Source organism: Microcoleus sp. K5-D4 (assembly GCF_036704575.1).
In the GTDB taxonomy this organism is placed as follows: domain Bacteria; phylum Cyanobacteriota; class Cyanobacteriia; order Cyanobacteriales; family Microcoleaceae; genus Microcoleus.
This window is the reverse complement of the sequence record NZ_JAUBSD010000061.1, coordinates 1-22,143: the sequence shown is the minus strand read 5'-3', so window position 1 is coordinate 22,143 and position 22,143 is coordinate 1. Positions and strand designations below refer to the sequence as shown.

The 22,143-nt window shown below is 46.2% G+C and carries 17 protein-coding genes; 8 read left to right on the top strand and 9 right to left on the bottom strand.

The genetic code is table 11. The features are described from left to right. The first annotated feature begins 121 nt into the window (after nt 1-121). Both QUA77_RS18790 and QUA77_RS18785 read left to right on the top strand, forming a co-directional pair. On the top strand, nt 122-4,258 hold the full coding sequence (locus QUA77_RS18790; RefSeq protein ID WP_333451742.1) for an ATP-binding protein: 4,137 nt from the start codon (nt 122-124) through the stop codon (nt 4,256-4,258). 100 nt (nt 4,259-4,358) lie between these two features. Continuing rightward, nucleotides 4,359-5,681 (top strand): response regulator, encoded by a 1,323-nt coding sequence (locus QUA77_RS18785; RefSeq protein WP_333451740.1) that lies wholly within the window; start codon nt 4,359-4,361, stop codon nt 5,679-5,681. A gap of 386 nt (nt 5,682-6,067) precedes the next feature. On the opposite strand, the gene QUA77_RS18780 is transcribed toward QUA77_RS18785, so the two are convergent. After that, a complete protein-coding gene (locus tag QUA77_RS18780; protein ID WP_333451738.1) occupies nt 6,068-6,607 on the bottom strand; it encodes a GIY-YIG nuclease family protein in 540 nt (179 codons plus the stop codon). A gap of 59 nt (nt 6,608-6,666) precedes the next feature. Next, complete coding sequence (locus tag QUA77_RS18775; RefSeq protein WP_333035800.1) at nt 6,667-6,993, bottom strand: hypothetical protein; 327 nt, start codon at nt 6,991-6,993, stop codon at nt 6,667-6,669. 229 nt (nt 6,994-7,222) lie between these two features. On the opposite strand from QUA77_RS18775, the gene QUA77_RS18770 reads away from it, so the two are divergent. Then, nucleotides 7,223-8,023, top strand: coding sequence for a hypothetical protein (locus QUA77_RS18770; protein ID WP_333060177.1), 801 nt, complete (start codon nt 7,223-7,225; stop codon nt 8,021-8,023). A 93-nt stretch (nt 8,024-8,116) separates the two neighbouring features. Here QUA77_RS18770 and QUA77_RS18765 read toward each other — a convergent pair whose 3' ends face one another. Continuing rightward, entirely contained in the window at nt 8,117-8,980 is an 864-nt protein-coding gene (locus QUA77_RS18765) for a sulfite exporter TauE/SafE family protein (RefSeq protein WP_333035797.1), read from the bottom strand. Between the two features lie 87 nt (nt 8,981-9,067). Further along, the gene (locus QUA77_RS18760; RefSeq protein ID WP_333035969.1) at nt 9,068-9,910 is read right to left on the bottom strand and encodes a pentapeptide repeat-containing protein; all 843 of its coding nucleotides are present in this window, start codon (nt 9,908-9,910) and stop codon (nt 9,068-9,070) included. A 419-nt stretch (nt 9,911-10,329) separates the two neighbouring features. On the opposite strand from QUA77_RS18760, the gene ilvD reads away from it, so the two are divergent. After that, nucleotides 10,330-12,015: a dihydroxy-acid dehydratase gene (ilvD, locus tag QUA77_RS18755; RefSeq protein WP_333451736.1), complete on the top strand. Its 1,686-nt coding sequence runs from the start codon at nt 10,330-10,332 to the stop codon at nt 12,013-12,015. Nucleotides 12,016-12,131: 116 nt separating this feature from the next. On the opposite strand, the gene QUA77_RS18750 is transcribed toward ilvD, so the two are convergent. The 3 genes from QUA77_RS18750 to QUA77_RS18740 all read right to left on the bottom strand — a co-directional run bounded on the left by QUA77_RS18750 (nt 12,132) and on the right by QUA77_RS18740 (nt 15,343). Further along, nucleotides 12,132-12,662, bottom strand: a complete 531-nt coding sequence (locus QUA77_RS18750; protein WP_333035792.1) for a hypothetical protein — start codon at nt 12,660-12,662, stop codon at nt 12,132-12,134. A gap of 234 nt (nt 12,663-12,896) precedes the next feature. Then, a complete protein-coding gene (locus QUA77_RS18745; protein WP_333451734.1) occupies nt 12,897-14,828 on the bottom strand; it encodes an ATP-binding protein in 1,932 nt (643 codons plus the stop codon). 260 nt (nt 14,829-15,088) lie between these two features. Further along, nucleotides 15,089-15,343 carry a hypothetical protein gene (locus QUA77_RS18740; protein ID WP_333035787.1) on the bottom strand — a complete coding sequence of 85 codons (255 nt, stop codon included), beginning with the start codon at nt 15,341-15,343 and terminating at the stop codon, nt 15,089-15,091. Nucleotides 15,344-15,441: 98 nt separating this feature from the next. On the opposite strand from QUA77_RS18740, the gene QUA77_RS18735 reads away from it, so the two are divergent. Continuing rightward, a complete protein-coding gene (locus QUA77_RS18735; RefSeq protein WP_333035786.1) occupies nt 15,442-17,085 on the top strand; it encodes a GTP-binding protein in 1,644 nt (547 codons plus the stop codon). 242 nt (nt 17,086-17,327) lie between these two features. Next, on the top strand, nt 17,328-18,257 hold the full coding sequence (locus QUA77_RS18730) for a phosphoribulokinase (RefSeq protein ID WP_333035784.1): 930 nt from the start codon (nt 17,328-17,330) through the stop codon (nt 18,255-18,257). A gap of 117 nt (nt 18,258-18,374) precedes the next feature. Here the strand turns inward: QUA77_RS18730 and QUA77_RS18725 are convergent, their stop codons facing one another. Both QUA77_RS18725 and QUA77_RS18720 read right to left on the bottom strand, forming a co-directional pair. Beyond that, entirely contained in the window at nt 18,375-18,887 is a 513-nt protein-coding gene (locus QUA77_RS18725; protein ID WP_333035783.1) for an ARC6/PARC6 family protein, read from the bottom strand. A gap of 154 nt (nt 18,888-19,041) precedes the next feature. Next, nucleotides 19,042-19,248, bottom strand: a complete 207-nt coding sequence (locus QUA77_RS18720; protein ID WP_333035781.1) for a hypothetical protein — start codon at nt 19,246-19,248, stop codon at nt 19,042-19,044. 110 nt (nt 19,249-19,358) lie between these two features. Between QUA77_RS18720 and QUA77_RS18715 the strand changes: the two genes are divergently transcribed. Together QUA77_RS18715 and QUA77_RS18710 are read left to right on the top strand one after the other, a co-directional pair. Continuing rightward, the gene (locus tag QUA77_RS18715) at nt 19,359-20,339 is read left to right on the top strand and encodes an ABC transporter ATP-binding protein (RefSeq protein WP_333035778.1); all 981 of its coding nucleotides are present in this window, start codon (nt 19,359-19,361) and stop codon (nt 20,337-20,339) included. Nucleotides 20,340-20,928: 589 nt separating this feature from the next. Beyond that, on the top strand, nt 20,929-22,143 hold a 1,215-nt coding region (locus tag QUA77_RS18710), incomplete at its 3' end, for a DUF4114 domain-containing protein (protein ID WP_333451731.1).

Genomic DNA, 22,143 nt, shown 5'->3' with positions numbered 1-22,143 from the left:
AACCGTAGTGGGCTATATTGAACCGGGCGGAAAATTTCACAGTTTTTAGGGCGCGCCAATTGCCGGGAAAGGCACGCTACAGCAGTTAAAATAGGATTATCAGCGCAATTGGTTCACACCCATGCCCATTTATCACTTCAACCGCCTAACCGCCAAATTTTTCAGCAAGCTGCCACTGCGAACGGTTCTGATTGTTCCGTTTGTTTTGCAAACGGTAAGTGTAGTTGGGCTAGTGGGCTATCTTTCTTTCAAAAGTGGTCAGGAATCAGTCGAGGATGTGGCGCATCAGTTAATCGAACAAGTAGGAGAACGGATTAGCGATCGCCTCACGGATAATAATGGGCTGTCGGCAATCAATACCTTTCTGCCTAGGCTGCAATTCTCGGCGTCAGGACAAACTTTTATTATGGATCGATCGGGCAATCTGATTGCCACATCCACACTAGAAACACCCTTGGTGACGCCCGCAAAAAAGCAACCGACGCCATTGCTAGCCACCAACAGCAAGGATGCCCGCACGCGAGATATTGCTCGACAACTCACCAACCGATTTGGCAACTTCCGCACCCTGCAAACAACCCAGAAATTGACCCTGGTGAGCAAGGGCGAGAGGCAGTTTGTCCGCGTCACTCCCTATCGAGATTTCCGTGGTTTGGATTGGTTGATTGTGGTGGTGGTGCCAGAGTCTGATTTCATGGCTCCGATTCAAGCAAATACGGGCAACACATTGTGGTTATTGGCCGGTACACTGCCGCTGGCGATCGCGATCGGATTTTTGACTTCCCGTTGGGTGACAAAGCCAATTAGGCGCTTGAATACGGCAGCCCAAAATGTTGCCACAGGAAAATGGGATCAACCTTTAGAAATTAGACGCTGGGATGAAGTCGGATATCTCGCCAATTCTTTCAATTTTATGGCAGCGCAACTGCAACAGGCTTTTGCAGACCAAAAATCTTTAAACGAAGCTTTAGCGCAAAGAGAGAGCCAACTCAAGCAATTTCTCGAAGCCATACCTGCGGGAGTATCTATCCACGATGCCTCCGGTAAAGTCGTGTACTTGAACAAAACTGCCAAGCATTGGCTCGGCGTAGAAACTATCCCCGATGCGACTTTAGAAGAAGCAGTAGAAGTTTATCAAATCTACCGCCAAAACCAGCTTTATCCCACTGAAGAACTGCCCGCATTCCGAGCACTGCGTGGCGAAACAGTATTCGTGGAAGATGTAGAACTTCATCGAAATGGGAAATTTATTCCTTTTGAGGTGCGCGCCACACCAATTTTTGACGAAGGCGGAAATATTATTTATGCCATCCATGCTTTTTATAATATCGCACAGCGCAAACAATCTGAAAAAATATTAACTGACTACAATCACACTTTAGCAGCCGAAGTTGCCGAACGTAGCGGGGCATTAGCTCGTGCTAACGCACTATTACAATATGAAATTACCGATCGCCAATTGCTCGAACAAAAACTTTACACTTCTACTGAGCAATTTGTGAAAATATTTGAGTCAATTACAGATATTGTATTGATTTTTGATGTCCAAGAAGAAACCATCCAAATTATACCCACTAAGGGAATTTTTCAATACAACTATCATACGAATCAGATCGACACCATCATCGAACAATTTTTTCAGGAGGCCAGCGAGGCGATTTATTTCGCGCAAGTTCGACAGGCATTGGCAACCCAACAAACTATTAGTTTTGATTACAGTCTGCAGATTAATAACCAAGAAGTTTGGTTTGCTGCGAAAATTTCGCCGCTGTCGGATAGCTCTGCGGTTTGGGTAGCGCGCGACATTAGCGATCGCCAGTTGGCGGAAGCCCGACTGCTGGAAGCCCAAAAAATTGCCCGTATTGGCAGTTGGGAATACGATATTGCCACAGCAACAACCACTTGGAGTGAAGAACTCTATCGCATTTATGAGCTCGATCCGACTCAAAAACCGCTGCCCAGCGAACAATTAATCGAGCGTTTTCATCCAGAAGATCGATCGCGCTATCTGGCAATGGTGCGCGATCAAGCTATGTGTGGGAAAAGCTTTGAAATTGATCTGCGGCTGATCCGAAGAGATGGCTCGCTCAGTTACATTGAAGTCCGAGGGAAACCTGTTTATGATGAAAAAGGGCAGTTGATCCGTTTGTTCGGCACTGTCTTGGATATTAGCGATCGCAAACAAGCGGAGTCAGCTTTGCGAGAAAGCGCCCAGGGAGAACAAGCCATCGCCCGATCGATCGAGCGCATCCGTCAATCCTTAGATATTGACACAATATTCAAAACCACAACCTCTGAACTGCGACAAACCCTAAAATGCGATCGTGTCGGTATCTATCGCTTTAATCCTGATTGGAGCGGGGAATTTGTTGCCGAATCAATGGCTGCCGGCTGGAAGTCTCTGATCCCACAAGCCGACGATTTTAATGTGCCAAACACTCTCGTCGAAGACTCTCGCTGTACCGTGAAAACTATGCAAGCCGGCGGTACACCAGTTCTGGATACCTATCTACAAAAAAATCAAGGCGGTATGTACGCTAGAGGCGTTCCTTACCGCATAATTGAAGACATATACAGCGCTGGGTTGAGTCCTTGTTACCTAGAACTGTTAAAACAATTCCAAGCTAGAGCCTACGTTATTTTCCCCATATTTTGCGGCAGTCAACTTTGGGGTTTGCTCGCCAGCTATCAAAATTCTGCACCCCGCACTTGGCGCGAAGCAGAAATCAATATTGGGCTGCAAATTAGCACTCAACTGGGAGTCGCCTTACAACAAGCTCAATTGCTGGAAGCCACTCAACAGCAAGCAGTACAGCTTCAACAAGCCGCCTGGGCCGCAGAAGCTGCCAACCTTGCCAAAAGCACTTTCCTAGCAAATATGAGCCACGAACTCCGCACCCCGCTCAACGCAATTCTGGGATTCTCCCAATTGATGCAGCGCTCTACCAACCTCACTCGCGAACAACAGGAAAATATCCGCATTATCAACCGCAGCGGAGAACACTTGCTAGCTCTGATCAATCAAATATTAGATTTAGCCAAAATAGAGGCAGGACGCATTACACTCAACCCCACCGAATTTCAATTAAGCAGCCTGTTGAACGATCTGGAAGAGATGTTTCAACTCCAGGCAAGGGAGCAACAATTGCAGTTAATCTTTTACTGCTCTAGCGAAACTCCCGAATACGTGCAAACAGATCAAATGAAATTACGCCAAGTTTTAATTAACCTGCTTTCTAACGCCATTAAATTTACCAAACACGGAGTAATTAGGTTAAGAGTAAGTGCATCTATCGACAGTGAAAATCAGCACTTACCCATCAGTAATTACCAATTACATTTTGAAATAGAAGACACGGGTTCCGGCATAGCTGCTGATGAGTTAGATAAGCTTTTCCAAGCCTTTGTGCAAACCAAAACAGGAACCAAATCTCAGCAAGGAACAGGCTTGGGGCTGGCTATCAGCCAACAGTTTGTCAAGCTGATGGGCGGCGTGATTACTGTACGGAGTGAAGTAGGACGCGGCACCACCTTCGCGTTTGATATCCCCGTCAGCGCCGTTGATGCCCCGGCGACTCAACCCGTACAGCCACTGCGTCGGGTGATAGCCCTGGAACGCAACCAGCCACGCTATCGTATTTTGATTGTGGACGATCAATCGGACAACCGCCAACTGCTGATCAAACTCCTCGCGGGCTTTAACTTTGAACTCGAAGAAGCCAGCAACGGCATGGAAGCTATTGAAATGTGGTCGAGTTTTGAGCCACACTTAATTTTTATGGATATGTGGATGCCCGTGATGGATGGACATGAAGCAACCAAACGCATTAAAGCCACCGTTAAAGGTCAAGCTACGGCAATAATTGCCGTGAGTGCCGGTAACGCCGAAGAAGCGCAAAGCGTTACTGTATCAGATGATTGCGATGACTTTATCCACAAACCCTTTCGAGATACAGAAATTTTTGCCACCCTCCACAAACATCTGGGAGTGCGTTACATTTACGGTGAACCGGAGAGTGTACCCGAGTCAACTCAAATCGAGGCTCCGACTCCAGAGACTCTTGCAGCCTTACCCGCAGATTGGCTGGCAGCTTTAGAGAAAGCCACAATTGAGTGCGATTTAGAGTTAATTCTGATCCAAATTGAGCAAATTCGCGATCGCAATGACGCTTTAGCTAGTGCTCTAGCCGGATTTGCTAACCAGTTTCAGTTCAATCAAATACTAGCTCTCATCCATCCCGAAACGAAAGAGAAATGATATTATACCCGGTTCGTAGTGAGTACGACCGTCCTCATAAAACCCGCTAGGACGATCGTACTCACTACAAGCCTATAAAGGTTATTTTACCGAACTAGATATGAATTACGAAGCAACTCCCGTCTTAAAAGGGAATATTTTAATTGTTGATGATATTCCGACTAATTTGCAACTTTTAGCTCAAATACTCTCGCAGCAAGGGTACAAAACACGCACCGCACCCGACGGCAAACTAGCGCTGCGGTCGATCGAGTTAACTCCTCCTGACTTAATTTTGCTCGACATCATGATGCCCGGTATGGACGGGTACAAAGTCTGCCAAGCATTGAAAGCTTCTCCCAAAACCAAGGACATTCCGGTTATTTTTATCAGTGCTTTGAATGAAGTGTTAGATAAAGTCAAAGCCTTTGAAGTTGGTGGTATAGATTATATCACAAAACCGTTTCACGAACAAGAAGTTCTTGCCCGCGTCTCAAATCAACTCGTGCAGCGCCAGTTGTTCCAGCAAACACAATCCTACGCCCAGCAACTCGAACAAACCGTAACTGAACTCAAGAAAACTCAAGCTCAGTTAATACAGAAGGAAAAAATGGCTTCTTTAGGTCAGCTAGCGGCAGGAATTGCTCACGAAATCAACAATCCCGTCAGCTTTATCTACGGTAACATTGCTCTAGCGGCGGACTATGCACGAGATTTGCTTCGCCTCCTCGAATTGTACCGACATTACTACCCGCACCCGGTGGCAGAAATTATCGGCGAATTGGACGAGATTCAACCCGAATTCATCGCAGAGGATTATCCAAAACTTCTGAATTCGATGACAGAAGGTGCTTCTCGGATTAGCGAAATTGTGATGTCTTTGCGGAAATTCACCCGCCTTGGCGAACAAAAGTACAAGCCAGTGGATATTCATGAAGGCATTGACAATACTTTAGTTATTTTGCAGCACCGATTGAAGGGAGCAAACAAAGCTGGTGAGATAGAGGTCATTAAACACTACAGCCAACTGCCAAGAGTCACCTGTTACGCCAGTGAGTTAAATCAGGTGTTCATGAACCTGCTAAGTAATGCTATTGATGCCCTGGAAACTCAACCATATCCCCGAAAAATTACCATCAGCACTTCAGTAAGTTGTGAGTCTGAATCTGCCCTGCACAATCAAGATTCAAAATTAGCCACTCACAACTATAAATCCGTTGTTATTCACATTGCCGATAACGGTTGTGGGATGAGTGAGGAAGTGCGCCACCAGATATTTGACCCATTTTTTACTACGAAGCCTGTAGGCCGCGGTATTGGATTAGGGTTGGCAATCAGTCACGATATTGTAGTGGAAAAACATCGAGGTCAAATCAGTTGTATTTCTGCTCCGGGCCGAGGAACCAAGTTAATTGTGCAGATTCCGATATCTGTTAAATTTTAATAAATTTCAACATTTTAAAATTTAACCGACCCAGAGGATATATCAGATAGATTGTACGCGAGCATCTGTTTAAGGTAAAACCGATAGTCCCTCAGTCCGTCAGGGGTTGAAACCCCTGCCTCAAAGCGAAAGTCCTCTAAAAGAGGACTAATAAATTATCCAGTCCTCTTTTAGAGGACTTTTGCTATAAGCCCCGTGGAATTCATTCCCTGGTGGACTGCCGGGTGAGCGGGAGGGCTGGCGGACTAAAAGCTTAAGTTGACACGACGAAAGGCACGGCGCCGTCTCGAAAGCTGTGGGTAATATTAATTCCAATGCAACCGGATTTGATAGCAGTCCTCCTTACAAACAGGGGCTGATTGTGGGGAATTGACCAGAGAGCGTATTTACTTTAAATCCAACAATCCGCTCGTTTTGAGCTTGGGATTAAACCGGATTTCTTCAGTTACGCCGCGAGCTTTCAGCAGCGCGAAAATTTCATTTTCCACGCGCCGCGCGACATTTTTCAACAATTTATCTTTGGCAATTTCATCGGCGATGATACCTTCATAATTTGCTACTTCTTCGGTAGTCATCACAGTTTTGGTGTCGATGGGATCGTTCCACTTGGCAGCATCGGCACCGTTACCCTGGGGTTGGGAACCGTTTTCGGCAATCCAACTTTCTCTAATGCTTTCTAGAATAGTGCGGCTGGGCTTGTCAATAGTTTGCACTTTCAGCCAGTAGCAATACTGGGTTTGGCGTACCAAATGCTGTTTAAGGCTGAGGTAAATGTCGCGAGAATAGCCGACAAATTGCAGGACTTTCTCGTTATCAAAAATCGCGTAAACGCCAATTTTTCCCTGCACAAAATCGGGCAATTTTCCCTCGGAGTCTATGTAGGGAATGAATTCTAAGCTGGCGAGAGATTGAATGTCTTCTGTCATCCGATTTTAGATTTTAGATTTTAGATTTTAGATTAAACCACAGATTAACCAGCCTTGACCTAATTCTTGAAAACGCGATAAATTGCACAGAGGCGGCTGGGTTTAAATATTTTGGCTTGGAACATGAAATTAGGCGGGACGTTGACGATCGCAAAATCGCTCGATTGATGATACTTTTCAAATTCCGCAGGCATTCCCTTCGGCGTCTCGCTGCTGTAAGGGACTGGCTGAAAAAGTAATTCGGCAAACTCAATGCGCGAGCATTGCAATTGTAGCGCTACTTGTTTGACAAAGCTTTCACCGGTTAATAAACCGAACAGTGCAGTTTTAGCATCGGGTTCGAGGACAAAACTGCTATCGTAGCTTTCAATAATCTTAAGACCCATGTTCTGTATACTCCTGACAGACGGCGGTGAACGCTTATTGGTTAACTGTTGAGCGATCGACTTAATCCTGAATTTTACCTGAGATTGACCGTTTTGAAGGCAGAACGTATTCGGCACGAGGTCAATGAAAATACCACAATCAGGAAATTTTGACAAATAGCCCTGATTTATTTGCCGATCGCTTTTATCATGTCCGTATCGCCATCTATCCGACTACGACTAAAAGGCTATGCAGAAGATTGAAAAAGCATCATTCCCAGCTTTGAGAAGTGCCCCGAACCAGCCGGACTGGCTAGAATTGGTAGAATACGCCTCTGTTGCTGGTTCAGCGATTGGCACGATTGCTGCAGGATTGTCGGGCCAAATTGTCTACGCTGCAGCCCCCTTAACCGCAGCACTCTCGATAAATCTCGCCAATCGCCAGCGTTTCGAGCAACAAATGCAACAAAAGGCAAATTCTGCGATTGCGGACGTACAGGCCGCAGTAGAACGTCGATCGCAGCAAGTTCAGATACTACCTGGAGAACCTGCGGAACTCTACACCGCCGTCTCTGACTTGCAGCAGAAACTCCAGGGCTTGGAATCCGGGGCCATCGCCGAGGTACAAGCTGCCGTAGCCTCCCTCGAACGCCAAGCCCAGGCGCTGCCTGCAGATTCTCAGGAACTCTACACGATCCTCTCCGATTTGCAGCAAAAACTCCGCATTTTGGAAACTAGCGCCCTGAGAGAGCATGATTGGGAAAATGTCAACGTCCGATTTTTATTGATGGGCGAAAAGTTAACTGAAGTTAAAACTATTACGGCTCAGTTACAGGAGCGATCGAACGAAGTAGACTTCGATACCATCCAAGGTTCTCTCAAGCAATTGCAGGACTTGCTCGATCGACCCACAATAGATGCAGGGATGCTGCAAACCGAGATACAGCATTTGCAGCAGCAAGTGTCCGAGTTGCAGAGACAAAATCAAGAAATTGTCAAGCCTTATTTGCAGCGTCTGACTCGCGCCGTGAAGAAACTATCAGCAAATTAGTCTTACTTATTCGTTTTTCGTAGGGTGCAGCGCGGGCATCTTCCCGCATTCTTTCGTAGGGTGCGCCGGGTCGCGCACCTTACCAATTACCCATTACCCGTTACTAAATTTTTGCCAAGCTTGCCAGAAAACATAAATCGATAACACTGCCAAGAGCGATCGAAAAGCTAAACTAACAATACGATCGGGCAATCTCGGCAAAAACCGCGTGCTCACCTGCGCGCCCAACAAACCGCCGCCGCCAAGAATTAACCCCACAACCCACAAAACATTCCCGCGCGCCGCGTGTCCCGCCGTCGCCGAAATTGCCGTGATGACTATGACGCCCAAGCTGGTTTGAATTGCGGTTTTAATGCTTTCTCCTAACAGCAAAATTTGCAGGGGAACCATAATTACGCCGCCGCCTACGCCGAACAAACCGGCTAATAAACCCGCCGCACTGCCGGTAGCAATTTTAGCAAAAGTTGGATGAAATAAAATATTTGAATTATTGGGTAATTCGTGATTGGTAATTGGTAATTGAGCATTTTCTCCTTGTCCCGCTTGTCCTCCCAGTTCCCGTTGTTCTAGTTCCGCTTTCTTCTTAGCTGTCAGGTGCTTGCGAACTTCAATCAAATAAATATTCAGCCACAGCAACAGCCCAAAAGTAAGTAACAGCAAGTAAGGCGGAAATATCCCCGCCAAATAAGCACCGATTTGTGCTGTGATGACGGCGGGAAATCCGATGCCTGCGACTTGGCTCAAGCTGAGGTAGCCCATGCGCCAATTCTGGATGCTGCCAGAAATAGCTGTAATGACGATCGACAAACCGCTAGTAGCAACCGCTTGCACGGGGGCGTAATTGAGAGCCACCAACAAAGGCACGAGAACCGTACCGCCACCGATACCCAAAAATCCAGCTAGAATTCCGGCAAAAACTCCCGCCGCACCCAACATCAATAATTCAGTGATAGTCATTAGTCATTAGTCAACAGTTAACAGTCCACAGTCAACAATCAACAGTCAACAGTCCACAGTCAACAGTTAACAGTCAACAATCAAATTTTAAGAATCATTAGTTGTGCCGTCCGGCATAATTGCCCGCCTCAAATCGGCATCGCGGAAGTTAGTTCGATTGAGATTAGCATCAATCAAAACCGCTTCCACCAAAACAGCCCCGCTGAAATTAGACCAGCACAGCTTTGCCCGGTACAAATTAGCACCGCTCAAATTAGCTCTTGCCAGCGTTGACCAACTCACATTAGCAACTCTCAAATTAGCATTGCTCAGATTAGCGTCGGTGAGATTAGCTCCAACCATCGTTACTTGGCGCAAGTCTGCACCAGCCAAGTTTGCCCCGCTCACCATCGCCCCGCTGAGAATTGCCTGATTCAGATTAGCTCTTTCTAAAAGCGACTCGCTGAGGATGGCATTTGTCAGGTTTACCGCTTTGAGAGTTGACCAACTCAAATTTGCCTTCATCAAATTAATACGAATCATGCTAGCGTCGGTTAAGTTGGCCGCAAACAAATTCGCTTCGGTAAAGTTGGCTTCGGTCAAATTAGCTTCGGTCAAATTAGCCTTGGTCATGTTGACTTCTCTCGCCATTGATCCGCGCAGGTTGGCTCCCATCAGGTTAGCCCCGCTGAGATTGGCGCGGCTCAAATCGGTACCGATGAGATTTGCTTCGCTGAGGTTGGCTTCCGTCAAGTCCACCCCTGCCAATTTCACCTCGCGCAAGTTCGCTCCCGTCAGGTTAGCGCCTTTGAGGTTTGCGTCTTGGAAATTCGCTCGGGTAAAGTTAGCCTCGCTGAGGTTTACCCCTTTTAAGTCGGCCCCGACGAGGTTAATCTCTCGAAAATTTCTTTCTCCGGCCGCATATTGCCTCAGAATTCGATCGGCCTCCATGTCATTCGCCTCGCAATTTTTTTTAAACGTTAGAGTGATGGGTGTTACCACATCATCCCAGATAACTACGGTATTCACTCTGCACGCTGTACTATCTGTAGAATCTTTGCACTGCTTTCCGGACACTGCTGTGCCACTGCCTCCTAAAAGGTCTGACAAATATCAAAGCTTCTGAGAAAATCAACAATAGGGTAAAACTCTCGGCGCTCGGCACTGAGTCAGTCGAGTTTAGATTTTAGATTTTAGATTTGCTCCACAGATTCATGTGGGAGCCGGAACTTTGGTCTAAAATTATGGGCTCACCACGACGATTATCGGAAACTTGTATTCGTTTTTGGGCGAGCTGGCAGTTGACAACTGACAACTGTCAACTGTCAACTGTCAACTGTCAACTGTCAACAGACAAAGGAAATTTTAAAATGCCTGAAAATTTGAGAAGCCAAGCTGTGACTGGGGGTGTGCAGCGCGCGCCCAACCGAGCAATGCTGCGGGCAGTCGGTTTTGGTGACGGCGATTTCACTAAGCCGATTGTGGGGATTGCCAACGGCTACAGCACGATTACGCCCTGCAATATGGGATTGAACGACCTCGCTTTGCGGGCTATTGCGGGTGCAAGGGAAGCCGGCGCGATGCCACAGATGTTCGGTACGATTACTATCAGCGACGGAATCTCGATGGGAACAGAAGGGATGAAATATTCTCTGGTGTCGAGAGATGTAATTGCTGATTCGATAGAAACTGTTTGCAACGGCCAAAGTATGGACGGGTTGCTGGCTGTCGGCGGTTGCGATAAAAATATGCCGGGGGCGATGATTGCGATCGCCCGCATGAACATTCCTGCTATTTTTGTTTACGGTGGCACGATCAAACCAGGACACCACAACGGACGCGATTTAACCGTTGTCAGCGCTTTTGAAGCAGTCGGTCAATTCAGCGCAGGCAAAATTGACCAAACAGAACTCAATGCAGTGGAACAGAATGCTTGTCCGGGTGCGGGTTCTTGCGGCGGAATGTTCACAGCAAATACGATGTCGAGCGCTTTTGAAGCGATGGGCATGAGTTTGCCTTATTCTTCGACAATGGCTGCTGAGGATGCCGAAAAAGCTGACAGCGCTGCCGAATCTGCAAAAGTTGTGGTGGAAGCTGTCCGCAAACAGTTGTTACCGAGCCAAATTTTGACGCGCCAGGCCTTTGAAAATGCGATCGCGGTAATCATGGCAGTCGGCGGTTCAACCAATGCTGTGCTGCATTTATTAGCCATTTCCAATGCGATCGGCGTTGAGTTGTCCCTCGACGATTTTGAAACTATTCGAGCAAAAGTACCAGTGCTGTGCGACCTCAAACCCAGCGGCAAATACGTAGCAACGGATTTGCACAAAGCCGGCGGCATTCCTCAAGTAATGAAAATGCTGCTAGAAAAGGGTTTGCTGCACGGAGACGCCCTGACAATTACCGGCCAAACTGTTGCTGAAGTGTTAGCAGATATTCCAGCCGAACCCCGCACCGACCAAGATGTCATCCGCCCTTGGAACAACCCGCTTTACGCCCAAGGACATTTAGCAATTCTCAGGGGAAATCTGGCAACAGAAGGAGCCGTTGCTAAAATTACGGGCGTTAAAAAACCCCAAATTACCGGCCCGGCGCGGGTATTTGAATCTGAAGAAAATTGTTTGGATGCAATTTTAGCGGGGAAAATTCAAGCCGGAGATGTGATTATCATCCGCTACGAAGGGCCCAAAGGCGGGCCGGGAATGCGCGAAATGTTAGCACCAACTTCGGCAATTATTGGCGCTGGTTTGGGAGATTCTGTAGGGTTAATTACTGACGGTCGCTTCTCTGGCGGAACTTACGGCATGGTTGTTGGTCACGTTGCACCGGAGGCGCAAGTCGGCGGGACAATTGCTTTGGTAAAAGAGGGCGATTCAATTACGATTGATGCTAACAATCGCTTGTTGCAGCTCAATGTTTCTGATGCAGAATTGAAGCAGCGGCAGGCTCTTTGGCAGCCTCCTAAACCTCGCTATACTAAGGGCGTTTTGGCTAAATATGCTAAGTTGGTTTCTTCTAGCAGTGTTGGTGCTGTGACTGATTTGGGTTTGGGTTAAAGTAGGAGTTTTTGTAACCGCCGATGAAGGCAGATAAACGCAGATGAACGCAGATAGGATTTTATCTGCGTTCATCTGTGTCCATCCGCTGATATCTGCGGTTAAAACATTCCAAATTAACTGCGTTGATTCAAAAAGCGGCCTGCCATCGACATGGCGTCAGTAATATCTACGTCGCCGTCTCCATCTCCATCTAAAAACGTATTCAAAACGGGATTTCCCCCCTGGGCTGGATTTTGAGCGTTACCACCGGTTTGTAGCAAATTCAGTAAGAGTGGCACCAAAACAGGTATCATCGCCTGCACTGTGGCGTTATTTAAACCGGTTCTTTGGGCGATATCGGCCACTATCTGCGTTAGTTGGCCGGCTCCGAACAAACTCTGTACCGCTTGCGGATTGGGATTTGTGCCGCTAAATTGGTTGACAAGTTGTTGAGCTTGTGCGTCTCCTGACTGCGATCGCACGTCTTGCAATGCCGATCGCACGTATCCGCCCAAAACCGACATCGCCAACTGAGTCGTACCCGCATCGACGCCCTGGTTGCCGCTCAACTGCTCTACCGCACCGATAATGTTGCCCAACTGATTGGGGCTTGCTTGTTGGTTGGGATTGTCGATCGCGCTCAAAATTTGGTCAAATAGTCCCATAATTTTCGCTCCGTACAGTGATTGCTCAACTTTAAATTATAGCAAATCCTGTTTTTCAAGATTATGGAAAATAGTTTTTATTTTGGTATTATCACTCAGCGGGTGGGGTAGCGGCAGGCAGTCAGTAAGCAATCTCATACTATTTGAAATGGGAGATTTGGCAAGAATTATGATCTCAGATTTTTTAGCTTGCTTGCAGTTGGATTTTTTTTACTATGTACAAAAAATATTTTTTTAAGTTTTTACAGTTCCTCTCTTTTCGGACTTGGTTGGCGCGTTCCCGTTGCCAAGGGAATTATATTCGCCAGCAATTGGAGGTTTTAACAGCGGATTTGGCATTGAATCCTCGTGCTTAATCGGCAGGGCGATCGCAAATTCCGTCCCCGTTCCCACCTCAGACCAAAAGTTAATCGTCCCGCCGTGTTTCTTGACGATAATTTCGCGACCGATTGCCAATCCCAAACCCGTACCTACACCTCTCGGTTTAGTAGTAAAGAATGTTTCAAACATTTTTTCTTGACTTTCTGGCGCTATTCCCATACCGTTATCGGAAATTCGCACTACCACTGAGTCGTCGTCCAAGTATTCTGTAGCAATCACAATTCTCGGCGAAAAACTCGGTGCTTCTTGTTTGCTTGAGTCCGAAGCCGATTGTTTTTTCGCCTCCTCAGAGCTAGTTTTCTCAATTTTTGCTTTCTCTTCCACAGCATCTAGTGCATTGTTCAGAAGATTCACAAATACCTGGTAAAGCAAACCCATATAGCCTTCAATACTCGGGATGTTCCCGTAATTGCACACCACTTCAATGCCTTGTTTTATTCGGCTGTTTAGAATCAGCAAACTGCTGTCTATGCAGGCGTGCAAATCGACGGGATGAGGGGCTGCCTCATCGAGGCGAGAAAAATCTTTCAAACTTAAGATAATAGCTTTGGCTCTTTCAGCGCCTACTTGCATTGAGTCAAATATTTTGATCAAATCTTCTTTGAGAAAATCGATGTCTATTTCATCGCCTTTCGCCAGCACTGCGGCAGGCGGGTTGGCAATTTCTGTTTCGTAAGTTTTGAGCAAATCTAAAATATCTTCAACATAATTTCTGGCTGGGTCGATATTGGCATAGATAAAATTGATTGGGTTGTTAACTTCGTGAGCAACACCGGCTAACATCCGCCCCAAGGTTGCCATTTTTTCATTTTGAAGTATCTGGGTTTGTTGTTCAGATTTCAATTCTTCTAGCAACTGATTTACTTTCTGAATCAGTTGATTCAGCGAAGCTGCTAAGACTCCCACTTCATCGGTGCTGGTAACTGGTACTTGCAACTGAAAATTAGATTCTTCAGTCACTCGCTGAGCGATTTTAGTTACAGCGGCTAGGGGTTTGGCGATCGCCCGACTGGTGAAGCCCGCCAGCACTGCTGCAACGACGATCGACAGTGCCATGCTACCCAAAATTATTTGCACCCGCAGCGCCTGGGCTCGCAGCAGATCCTCCCGCCCTGCATCTTCTTGCTGTTGGGCGCGATCGATAATTGCTGCTATATCATTGACAGCCGTATCTAGTTGCAATGCTATTTTATTTCGAGCGAAATTCGACAGCAACTTACGTTTTACGCTTTGTTGAGCGGGGTTATTTGGCAAATAACTAATTTTTTTATTAACTATTTCGAGTTGATAAATATAATTAGAGAGTAGCGAATCGCAAGTATTTCTAAATTTTCCTATCCCTTTTATTTGTTTCAGATATTTAGTTTTTTTTACTTCAAATAACAACAGTTTTAAACTGTAAATATTCTTTTGTAGTTGTTGATATTTGCTGTTAAATATTTGGGGCTTATCGATGCCGTAAATCAACCACTCTTGGCTGTTTTGCGTCCGCACTAAAGCCACCTGCAACTTATGTAAAAGCTGACTTTCTTGATCGATGTGTACTTGATTATTAGTTATTCGATAGTAATGAGTGCCCACCAACATCCCGACACTCGTTCCCCCAATCGCAACACAAAGAGCCAGTGCGTACCCACGGCAGATTTTCTCGTGAATACTGAGGTTGCCAAAGGAACGGGCTATGTGAGCGAAATAATTGGGCTTTGGTGGCTGGGTCTCTTTGATGTTATGCTCGCAAGAGGTAGAGAGTTCTTGTGAAGGCTGATTTAGATGTTTGAGCTGCATAGATGCTAACCTGTGAATAATTCACGCACTGACAATTCAGTCTAACTTAACTCGTGGCTGATTAGAGAGTACCGCATTGATATTTAATGTGATAATTTTTGTAAATTAGGATGCTCTTACCTTGCCTAAGAAACCCGGTTTCTCGTTTCTAGTTTCCGAGCTTCCAGGAGGCACTGGTGTTACAAAAGCGGATTTCTCTGTACTTAATGTCATATTTGTTTCTTAATAAAAAAGTATTGCTAGACTCGTGATCAAATAAATCACCGAATAAATAAGTAGGTAGATGCAAATAAACCCGTCTGCTGTTCCGGCGGGTGATAAGCTGTAGCTGAGTTATCGTGCAAGCTACAATTGCAGCAAGAGGGCGATCGCACTTGTCCGTCCCGCTGGCGATCAAACTCCGTAAACCGCGCCTGCAGTGCGACTGAATCGGGATTTGCGGGTTCGCGCAGTACGATCCTGTTCGAGGGCTTTCCTTCGGATCGCTTCGCTAACGCTAACGGGCGCTTCGCCATTTTAGATTTTAGATTTTAGATTTTAGATTTGCAATGACTGATGACTATCGGCGTAATGTAAAAATCAAAGCATAACCTTTTTATTTGCCACTTTCCTCATGCCTTTGCCACGCCTGTTAACCTTAATTGCTGCTTTCTGCCTCGCCCTGGGGCTGATTATTGGGCTGGTGAGTTCCTTAACAGGGCTTTACAGTCAAGTTGCGTGGTCTGCTTCTCCGCTGCTGGCTAATTTGCTGATTTTCCTGATAATTGTACTTTTGGGAACCCTAATTTTTGCGCTGGTTTACTATTTTAGGCTGCTGCAACGCCCTCAGAAAGTTAAGGGAAAACGGCCGATTACTCCGAAGGTTCCTGTTGTCAAAAGTGAAGCAGCTTCGGAAAATCTCAAAGCAATTCGGCAACAAGTCGATCGCATTCAAGATGAAGTAGCGCGGCAAGCTTTGCTGTTGAGAGCCCGCGAAATTGAAGCTAGCATGGCTCGCGGCAGCGTTCGAGTAGTTGTTTTCGGCACCGGTTCTGCGGGCAAAACTTCCGCTGTGAATGCGTTGGTGGGGCGGATGGCGGGACAAGTGGGCGCGCCGATGGGAACTACGGAAGTTGGCGAAACTTACACTCTGAAATTGAAAGGAATCGATCGAGAATTAGCAATTACTGATACCCCAGGTATCTTGGAAGCGGGAGTTGCGGGGACTTACAGAGAAGAATTGGCGAGGCAGTTGGCGGCGAGGGCAGATTTAATCTTATTTGTTTTGGACGGCGATTTGCGAAAATCCGAGTACGAACCGCTGCGGACTTTGGCGGAAATTGGCAAAAGGTCGATCGTGGTTTTTAATAAAGTTGACCTTTATCCCGACACCGACAGAGATGAAATTCTCGATCGACTGCGGCAGCGAGTCAAAGGTTTTGTAGCAGCAATGGATGTAGTAGCCATTAGCGCCAATCCGCAAAAAGTTGTACTAGAAGACGGCACAATTTTTCAGCCAGACCCGGATATTATGCCATTAATTCGGCGCGTCGCTGCCATTTTGCGAGCTGAAGGCGAAGACTTAATTGCGGACAATATTTTGCTGCAATCTCAGCACTTGGGAGATCAAGCGCGCAAGTTAATTGACGCTCAAAGGAGGCGGCAAGCTGATAAAGCAGTAGAGCGATTTCAGTGGATCGGAGCCGGAGTAATTGCCGTAACCCCTTTGCCAGTTGTGGATTTGTTAGCGACAGCAGCAGTTAACGCTCAAATGGTAGTAGAAATTGCCAAGATTTACGGCTGCGAATTAAATATCGATCGCGCGAAAGAATTGGCATTGTCTCTAGCAAAAACCCTAGCAAGTTTGGGAATAGTTGAAGGCGTAATTCAAGTAGTATCAAGGGCGCTGCAGTTAAGCGTAGCCGGGTTTGTACTTGGCAAAGCAATTCAAGCAGTCAGTGCCGCTTATTTAACCAGAATTGCCGGTAAAAGTTTTATTGAATATTTCCGCCATGACCAAGATTGGGGCGACGGTGGCATCACCGAAGTTGTGCAAAGGCAGTTTCAGTTAAATCGGAAAGACGAGTTTGTCAAAGCATTTGTCAAAGATGCGATCGCCCGCGTTGTCGAACCTCTGAACATTTATCAGCAGGAATCGGAACCAGAATTAGAAATGTCAGCGGAATTGGAACCCGAAATAGAACCCGAACCCTTGTATCAGCCACCCCAACAAGACGATTGGGAAACTTACAGCAACAAACGAAACGATGAATGGTAATGGGGCATTGGCCAAACAGGGAATTGGCCAAACAGGGAAGTGAGAATTGGGTAATTACGATCGTTCAATGAGATGTTCCCTGAGTATGCTTTGTTGAATTTTATTAAGAAATTTTACAATAATTTTACACATAGGGGAGACTCTGGGGGAAGCAAGTCAAACCGAGCGATCGGATCGAACACAATTTTGATAAGATTTAAGATTGACAACAAAATTTGCTATTGTGCGTCCGGGTAAAAACAATGAGCGATCGACCAATTATTCTCGGTATTGTCGGAGACAGCGCAGCGGGCAAAACCACCCTGACGCGGGGAATTGCCCAAGTATTAGGGCCAGAAAATGTCACTGTGATTTGCACTGACGACTATCATCGCTACGACAGAAAGCAGCGGGCCGAAATCGGAATCACAGCATTGCATCCCGACTGCAATCACCTCGACATCATGCAGCAGCACCTCAGCCTGCTGCGTACCGGACAAGCAATTCTCAAACCCATCTATAACCACACCACAGGTACATTCGACCCACCGGAATACATCAAGCCCAGCAAATTTGTAATAGTTGAAGGTTTGCTGGGTTACGCAACCCGAACCATCCGCGATTCTTACGACGTAAAAGTGTATCTTGCTCCTCCCGAAGAATTGCGAAGTCAGTGGAAAGTTAAGCGCGATGTCATGAAGCGCGGTTATACTGAAGAACAGGTGCTTGCAGAAATAAAAAAACGGGAACCGGACTCTGAAGACTTCATTCGTCCTCAGCGCAAATCTGCCGATGTTGTAGTTAGTTTTTACCCGCCAGAAGCGGACAATGAATCGAATTTGAGCGTCCGTTTAGTGCTCAGACCGACAATTCCTCACCCTGATTTTACTGAAATTTTAGGTCGAGGCAGCGATAGTTTTCAACCTGCAATTCGCTTGGGACTCGATCGCGACATGGGCAAACCTGTTGACGTTTTGGAAGTAGACTCCCATGCTACCAGTGAGCAAGTAAACGAACTAGAAAAGATTTTGTGCAGCGAGTTGCCACACCTGCGGGGATTTTGTTCCGCCCAAGGCAACCCGGAAATTGGCAAACTGATCGGCACAACTGGTGAAGTTTTGCAAAGTTACCCGCTAGCTTTGACGCAGTTGCTAGTTGCATATCACATGATGAAAGCAATTCATGTGTATTAGTTAGTTCTTATTAGTGAGTTGTTATTTGTGATTTGTTTATGGGTCTTTGGTCATTAGTTCCACTCACCATTAGCAATTACTAATTATAATTAGTAACAAATAACAACTAACCCATGACTAATGGCTAATAATTTGAGAGTCGGCAATTTTCCAGATGCCATCCCAATACTCTAAGGTATAGCGAACTAGCTTAGTGTTGAAACTGCTACTATCGACTTTGCCATTTCGGTAAACTGTGGCATCTTCGGTGACTCTGACTTCAATAGTGGCTTTGTTCCCAGATGCTGCAAAGCGTTCGACGGATTCAACTTTTTGGACACCGTATCTGTACTGAGAATTACTGTTTGTCAGATAGTCTATCCCTTTGACTGTATCGGCATACAAAATACCTGTAGTCATTTTAGCCAGCAATTGGCGATCGAATGGAGGAGCAAATATTGTCTGCTTTGCCTCCAGCCACTTGCTAATTAAATCTGAAGCTTGTCCGAGAGTAATATTCAGAGCTTGACTAATATGATCTTTGCAGTAATGTGTTGCAATCCGTTGTCGGGTACAAGTAATATTTTCCGCTTTCGCCGGCGGAGTCAACCACAAAGGAGTTAAGATAGCGATTAGAATTATCGGTTTCATATCTAAAATCCTCCATCATGCTAAATTGACTTTATTGAGCCAAAATATAGGTGAGAATTATTAGCCGATTATCTCAACCTATCGTTAGTTTATCGGTAATTTTGTCTACATCATGTGCTGGGGAAATTTCGGAATTTTAATTGTATTAATTTTCTCACGATTGAGAATAAATTCTTGGTGCTCGCAAAGTCGGGTTAGCAGTGCCTAATTGCTGAAATGGCATGGAGACGGGCAATTGACTTGGAGGTGCGGGCAGCATTTCGCCTCGGAAGTCGAGGAGGGTGACGAGCAGCAGGTAGGCAACTGCTAAAATTATAGAAATCACGCCGGTGATAATAGCAACAATTTTTGAACGATCCATATTCAGCAAGTTTTAACTACAGCTAATATTAGTTTAACATTAAAAATAGCAATTATTACTTAACTTATGCAATAGAATATAATCAGGTGCTAGTTATTTCTCTGACCAAAATGGAACCTCTTGTAGATGCGCCAAATCCCATCGAGATGCCCAGAGCTACCCCAGTGGTGGAAACATTTAATCTGGGGAAGTTCTACCGTACCGGCTTCTGGATGAATGAAAAAATTGAATCGCTCAAAAATTGCACTCTGACTGTCTCTGAGGGGGAAACTTTCGGGCTGTTAGGGCAAAATGGAGCGGGGAAAACTACGCTGCTGAAAACTTTGCTGGGTATAGTACGGCCGACTTCTGGCAGGGCGCTGCTGTTGGGGAGGCCTTTGGGCGATCGCACTGTGAAGCAGCGAGTCGGCTACTTGCCAGAAAATCCCTATTTTTACGATTATCTCACGGGCTGGGAATTCTTGCAATTTGCGGCGGGCTTATTTCAAATTCCCCCCTCAATTCAGCGGCAGCGAATTCCGAATTTGCTAGACTTAGTTGGGCTATCTCAATCGGCAGCAATTAAAAAACAGTTGCGCCAGTATTCTAAGGGAATGCTGCAACGGATCGGCATGGCTCAAGCTTTGATTAACAATCCAGATGTGGTATTTTTGGATGAGCCGATGTCTGGTTTAGATCCGATGGGCCGCTATCAGATGCGGGAGATAATTTTATCGCTGAAAAATCAAGGAAAAACAATTTTTTTTAATTCGCATATATTGTCTGATGTGGAGAAGATTTGCGATCGAGTGGCTATTTTGGCTAGGGGTGAATTAATCTGCATTGGGGCGATAGACGAACTCTTGGGTAATACTGAAACTTACCGAGTTGAAGGTAGGGGCGGCCACTTGAATATCCTGCAAAAATGGATACCGGATATGGAAGTTGATAATGATTTGTGGTACGGTCATTTGCAGGGCGAGCCGAAGGAGTTTATTTCTAGTCTGAGTGGTACGGGAGGGCAGCTAATTGCCATGAATTTGGCTAAGCCTAGTTTGGAAGAGTTTTTTATGCAACAACTGCAAGAAAGAGGGATTTATTCTAGTGGTTGAAGTCCATAAAATCGGCGGCTGAAACTCGGCGGTTAAAACCCGGCGGTTGAAAGCACTACTACACAAATGAAGCCGCTCTCTAAGAGACTAAGAAAACGGGATATTCCGCCCGTTCCACAACACATCAAGCAGGATTTACGCGCCATATCCAGATGTATGGAGTCTTCATCAGCGGGGGGATTGCCCTACAAAACCCTATATTTAGAGGCTGTGCGTAAGTCCTGTCTCATTGACTGACATCTAAATTCGCCAAGCTAGTAATCGTTCAGATTGCTTGTCAACTTTGCACACATAAAGTATCCTCAACAGATAGAAGGTAGTAATGAGCTTTCTTTCAAAAAATCTTTAACCCAAACTAATACTATATCCTGGCTACAAAGTAATGTCTGTAAAGTTTGCTTGCAGCGAAAAAAGTAAGACTTAATTCCGAGAGATAGGTAGTAGCTTACAATCGTAGATTTTGGAATGGGCGGATATCTGTGTTGTGGGGAGAGACCCGATCTGGGAAGCAGCCCAGATGTATTGAAACTCGATCGCTCAATTATGCCGACTGATTAAAATACAAGTAAGTTTGTGGGCAGGGTGCAAAATGTCTAACATTCAACTCGGCAGTCTTAACGATAACTATTTCAATATCGATTTCGTTGGTAAGCTCGATTCCACAGACATTTATCGTTTCAATCGTCCTGCTGCAGGCAGTTTCCAAGTCTTGGCTGAAGGTTTTAGCGGCGGTCTGAAAATGGAACTGCTCGACAGCCAAGGAAAGCCGATCGAAACTATTTCAACTAGCGGCAAAAATCCCGGAACTCTCAGTACCGATAATTTGGGCGCAGGAGACTATACTCTCAAAGTTTCTCCCATCTCCTCCGACACAACCTATCAGATTAGTCTGGCGGCAAATGACAAAGTTGACCCACTCACAGGTTTGAAGGTTGACTCCGGTTTTTTTACGCCCGATCCTGCCGGTGAAGTAGGCTTTGATTTCCTGTATGATGGCGGCGGATTCAAAGGACAATTAGCCATATTTAGTTTGCAGGGTATGGAGAAATTTACTCCAGGCTCTGAGGAGTTTATCAAGGAAGCTGCAAAAAGGGCTCTGAGTAATTCGGTGTTGGGTCACGTCGTGATTTCTGATATTACAGAAGGAACAGATCCTCAATTCAGGGGTACTTTAGGGAAGGTAAATCTGAACACCGGGCCCTACAAAGGTGTGAAGAAGTTTGCGATGACTCCTGGAGAAGCATTTGCTGTGATGCTGGTGCCGGATGGCACGGTTAAAGAAGTATTTGATAAACCGGATATTGGCGGCGACAATCGTCCGCTGTTTTCGCTATCTAGCAGTGACGCGGATGATGCTTGGCTGTTGGGTCAGGTGGCAGATATTACTGGCGATGGTAAGACATTCGCGATCGAGGATCGATCAATTACTCCGAAGTCAGATTACGACTACGAGGATGTGATTTTCCGTTTGACGGGTGCGACAGGCAAAGCGGTCGAGGTGAAAGAAGTTATCGCTCCGGCTAAGGATTGGACTAAATCTGAAGGCGGTAAGAAATTGATCGATTATGTCACCTCAAAACTGCCTGATGAGCGCAAACCGCCTGCGGATACAGAACCGCCAACACCTGCGCCAACACCTGCACCTGCACCTGCACCTGCGCCAACACCTGCACCTGCGCCAACACCTGCGCCAACACCTGCGCCAACACCTGCACCAACACCGCCTGTAGCCCCACTGCCACCTGCGGAGCCAACACCGCCTGTAGCCTCACCCCCACCTGCGGAGCCAACACCGCCTGTAGCC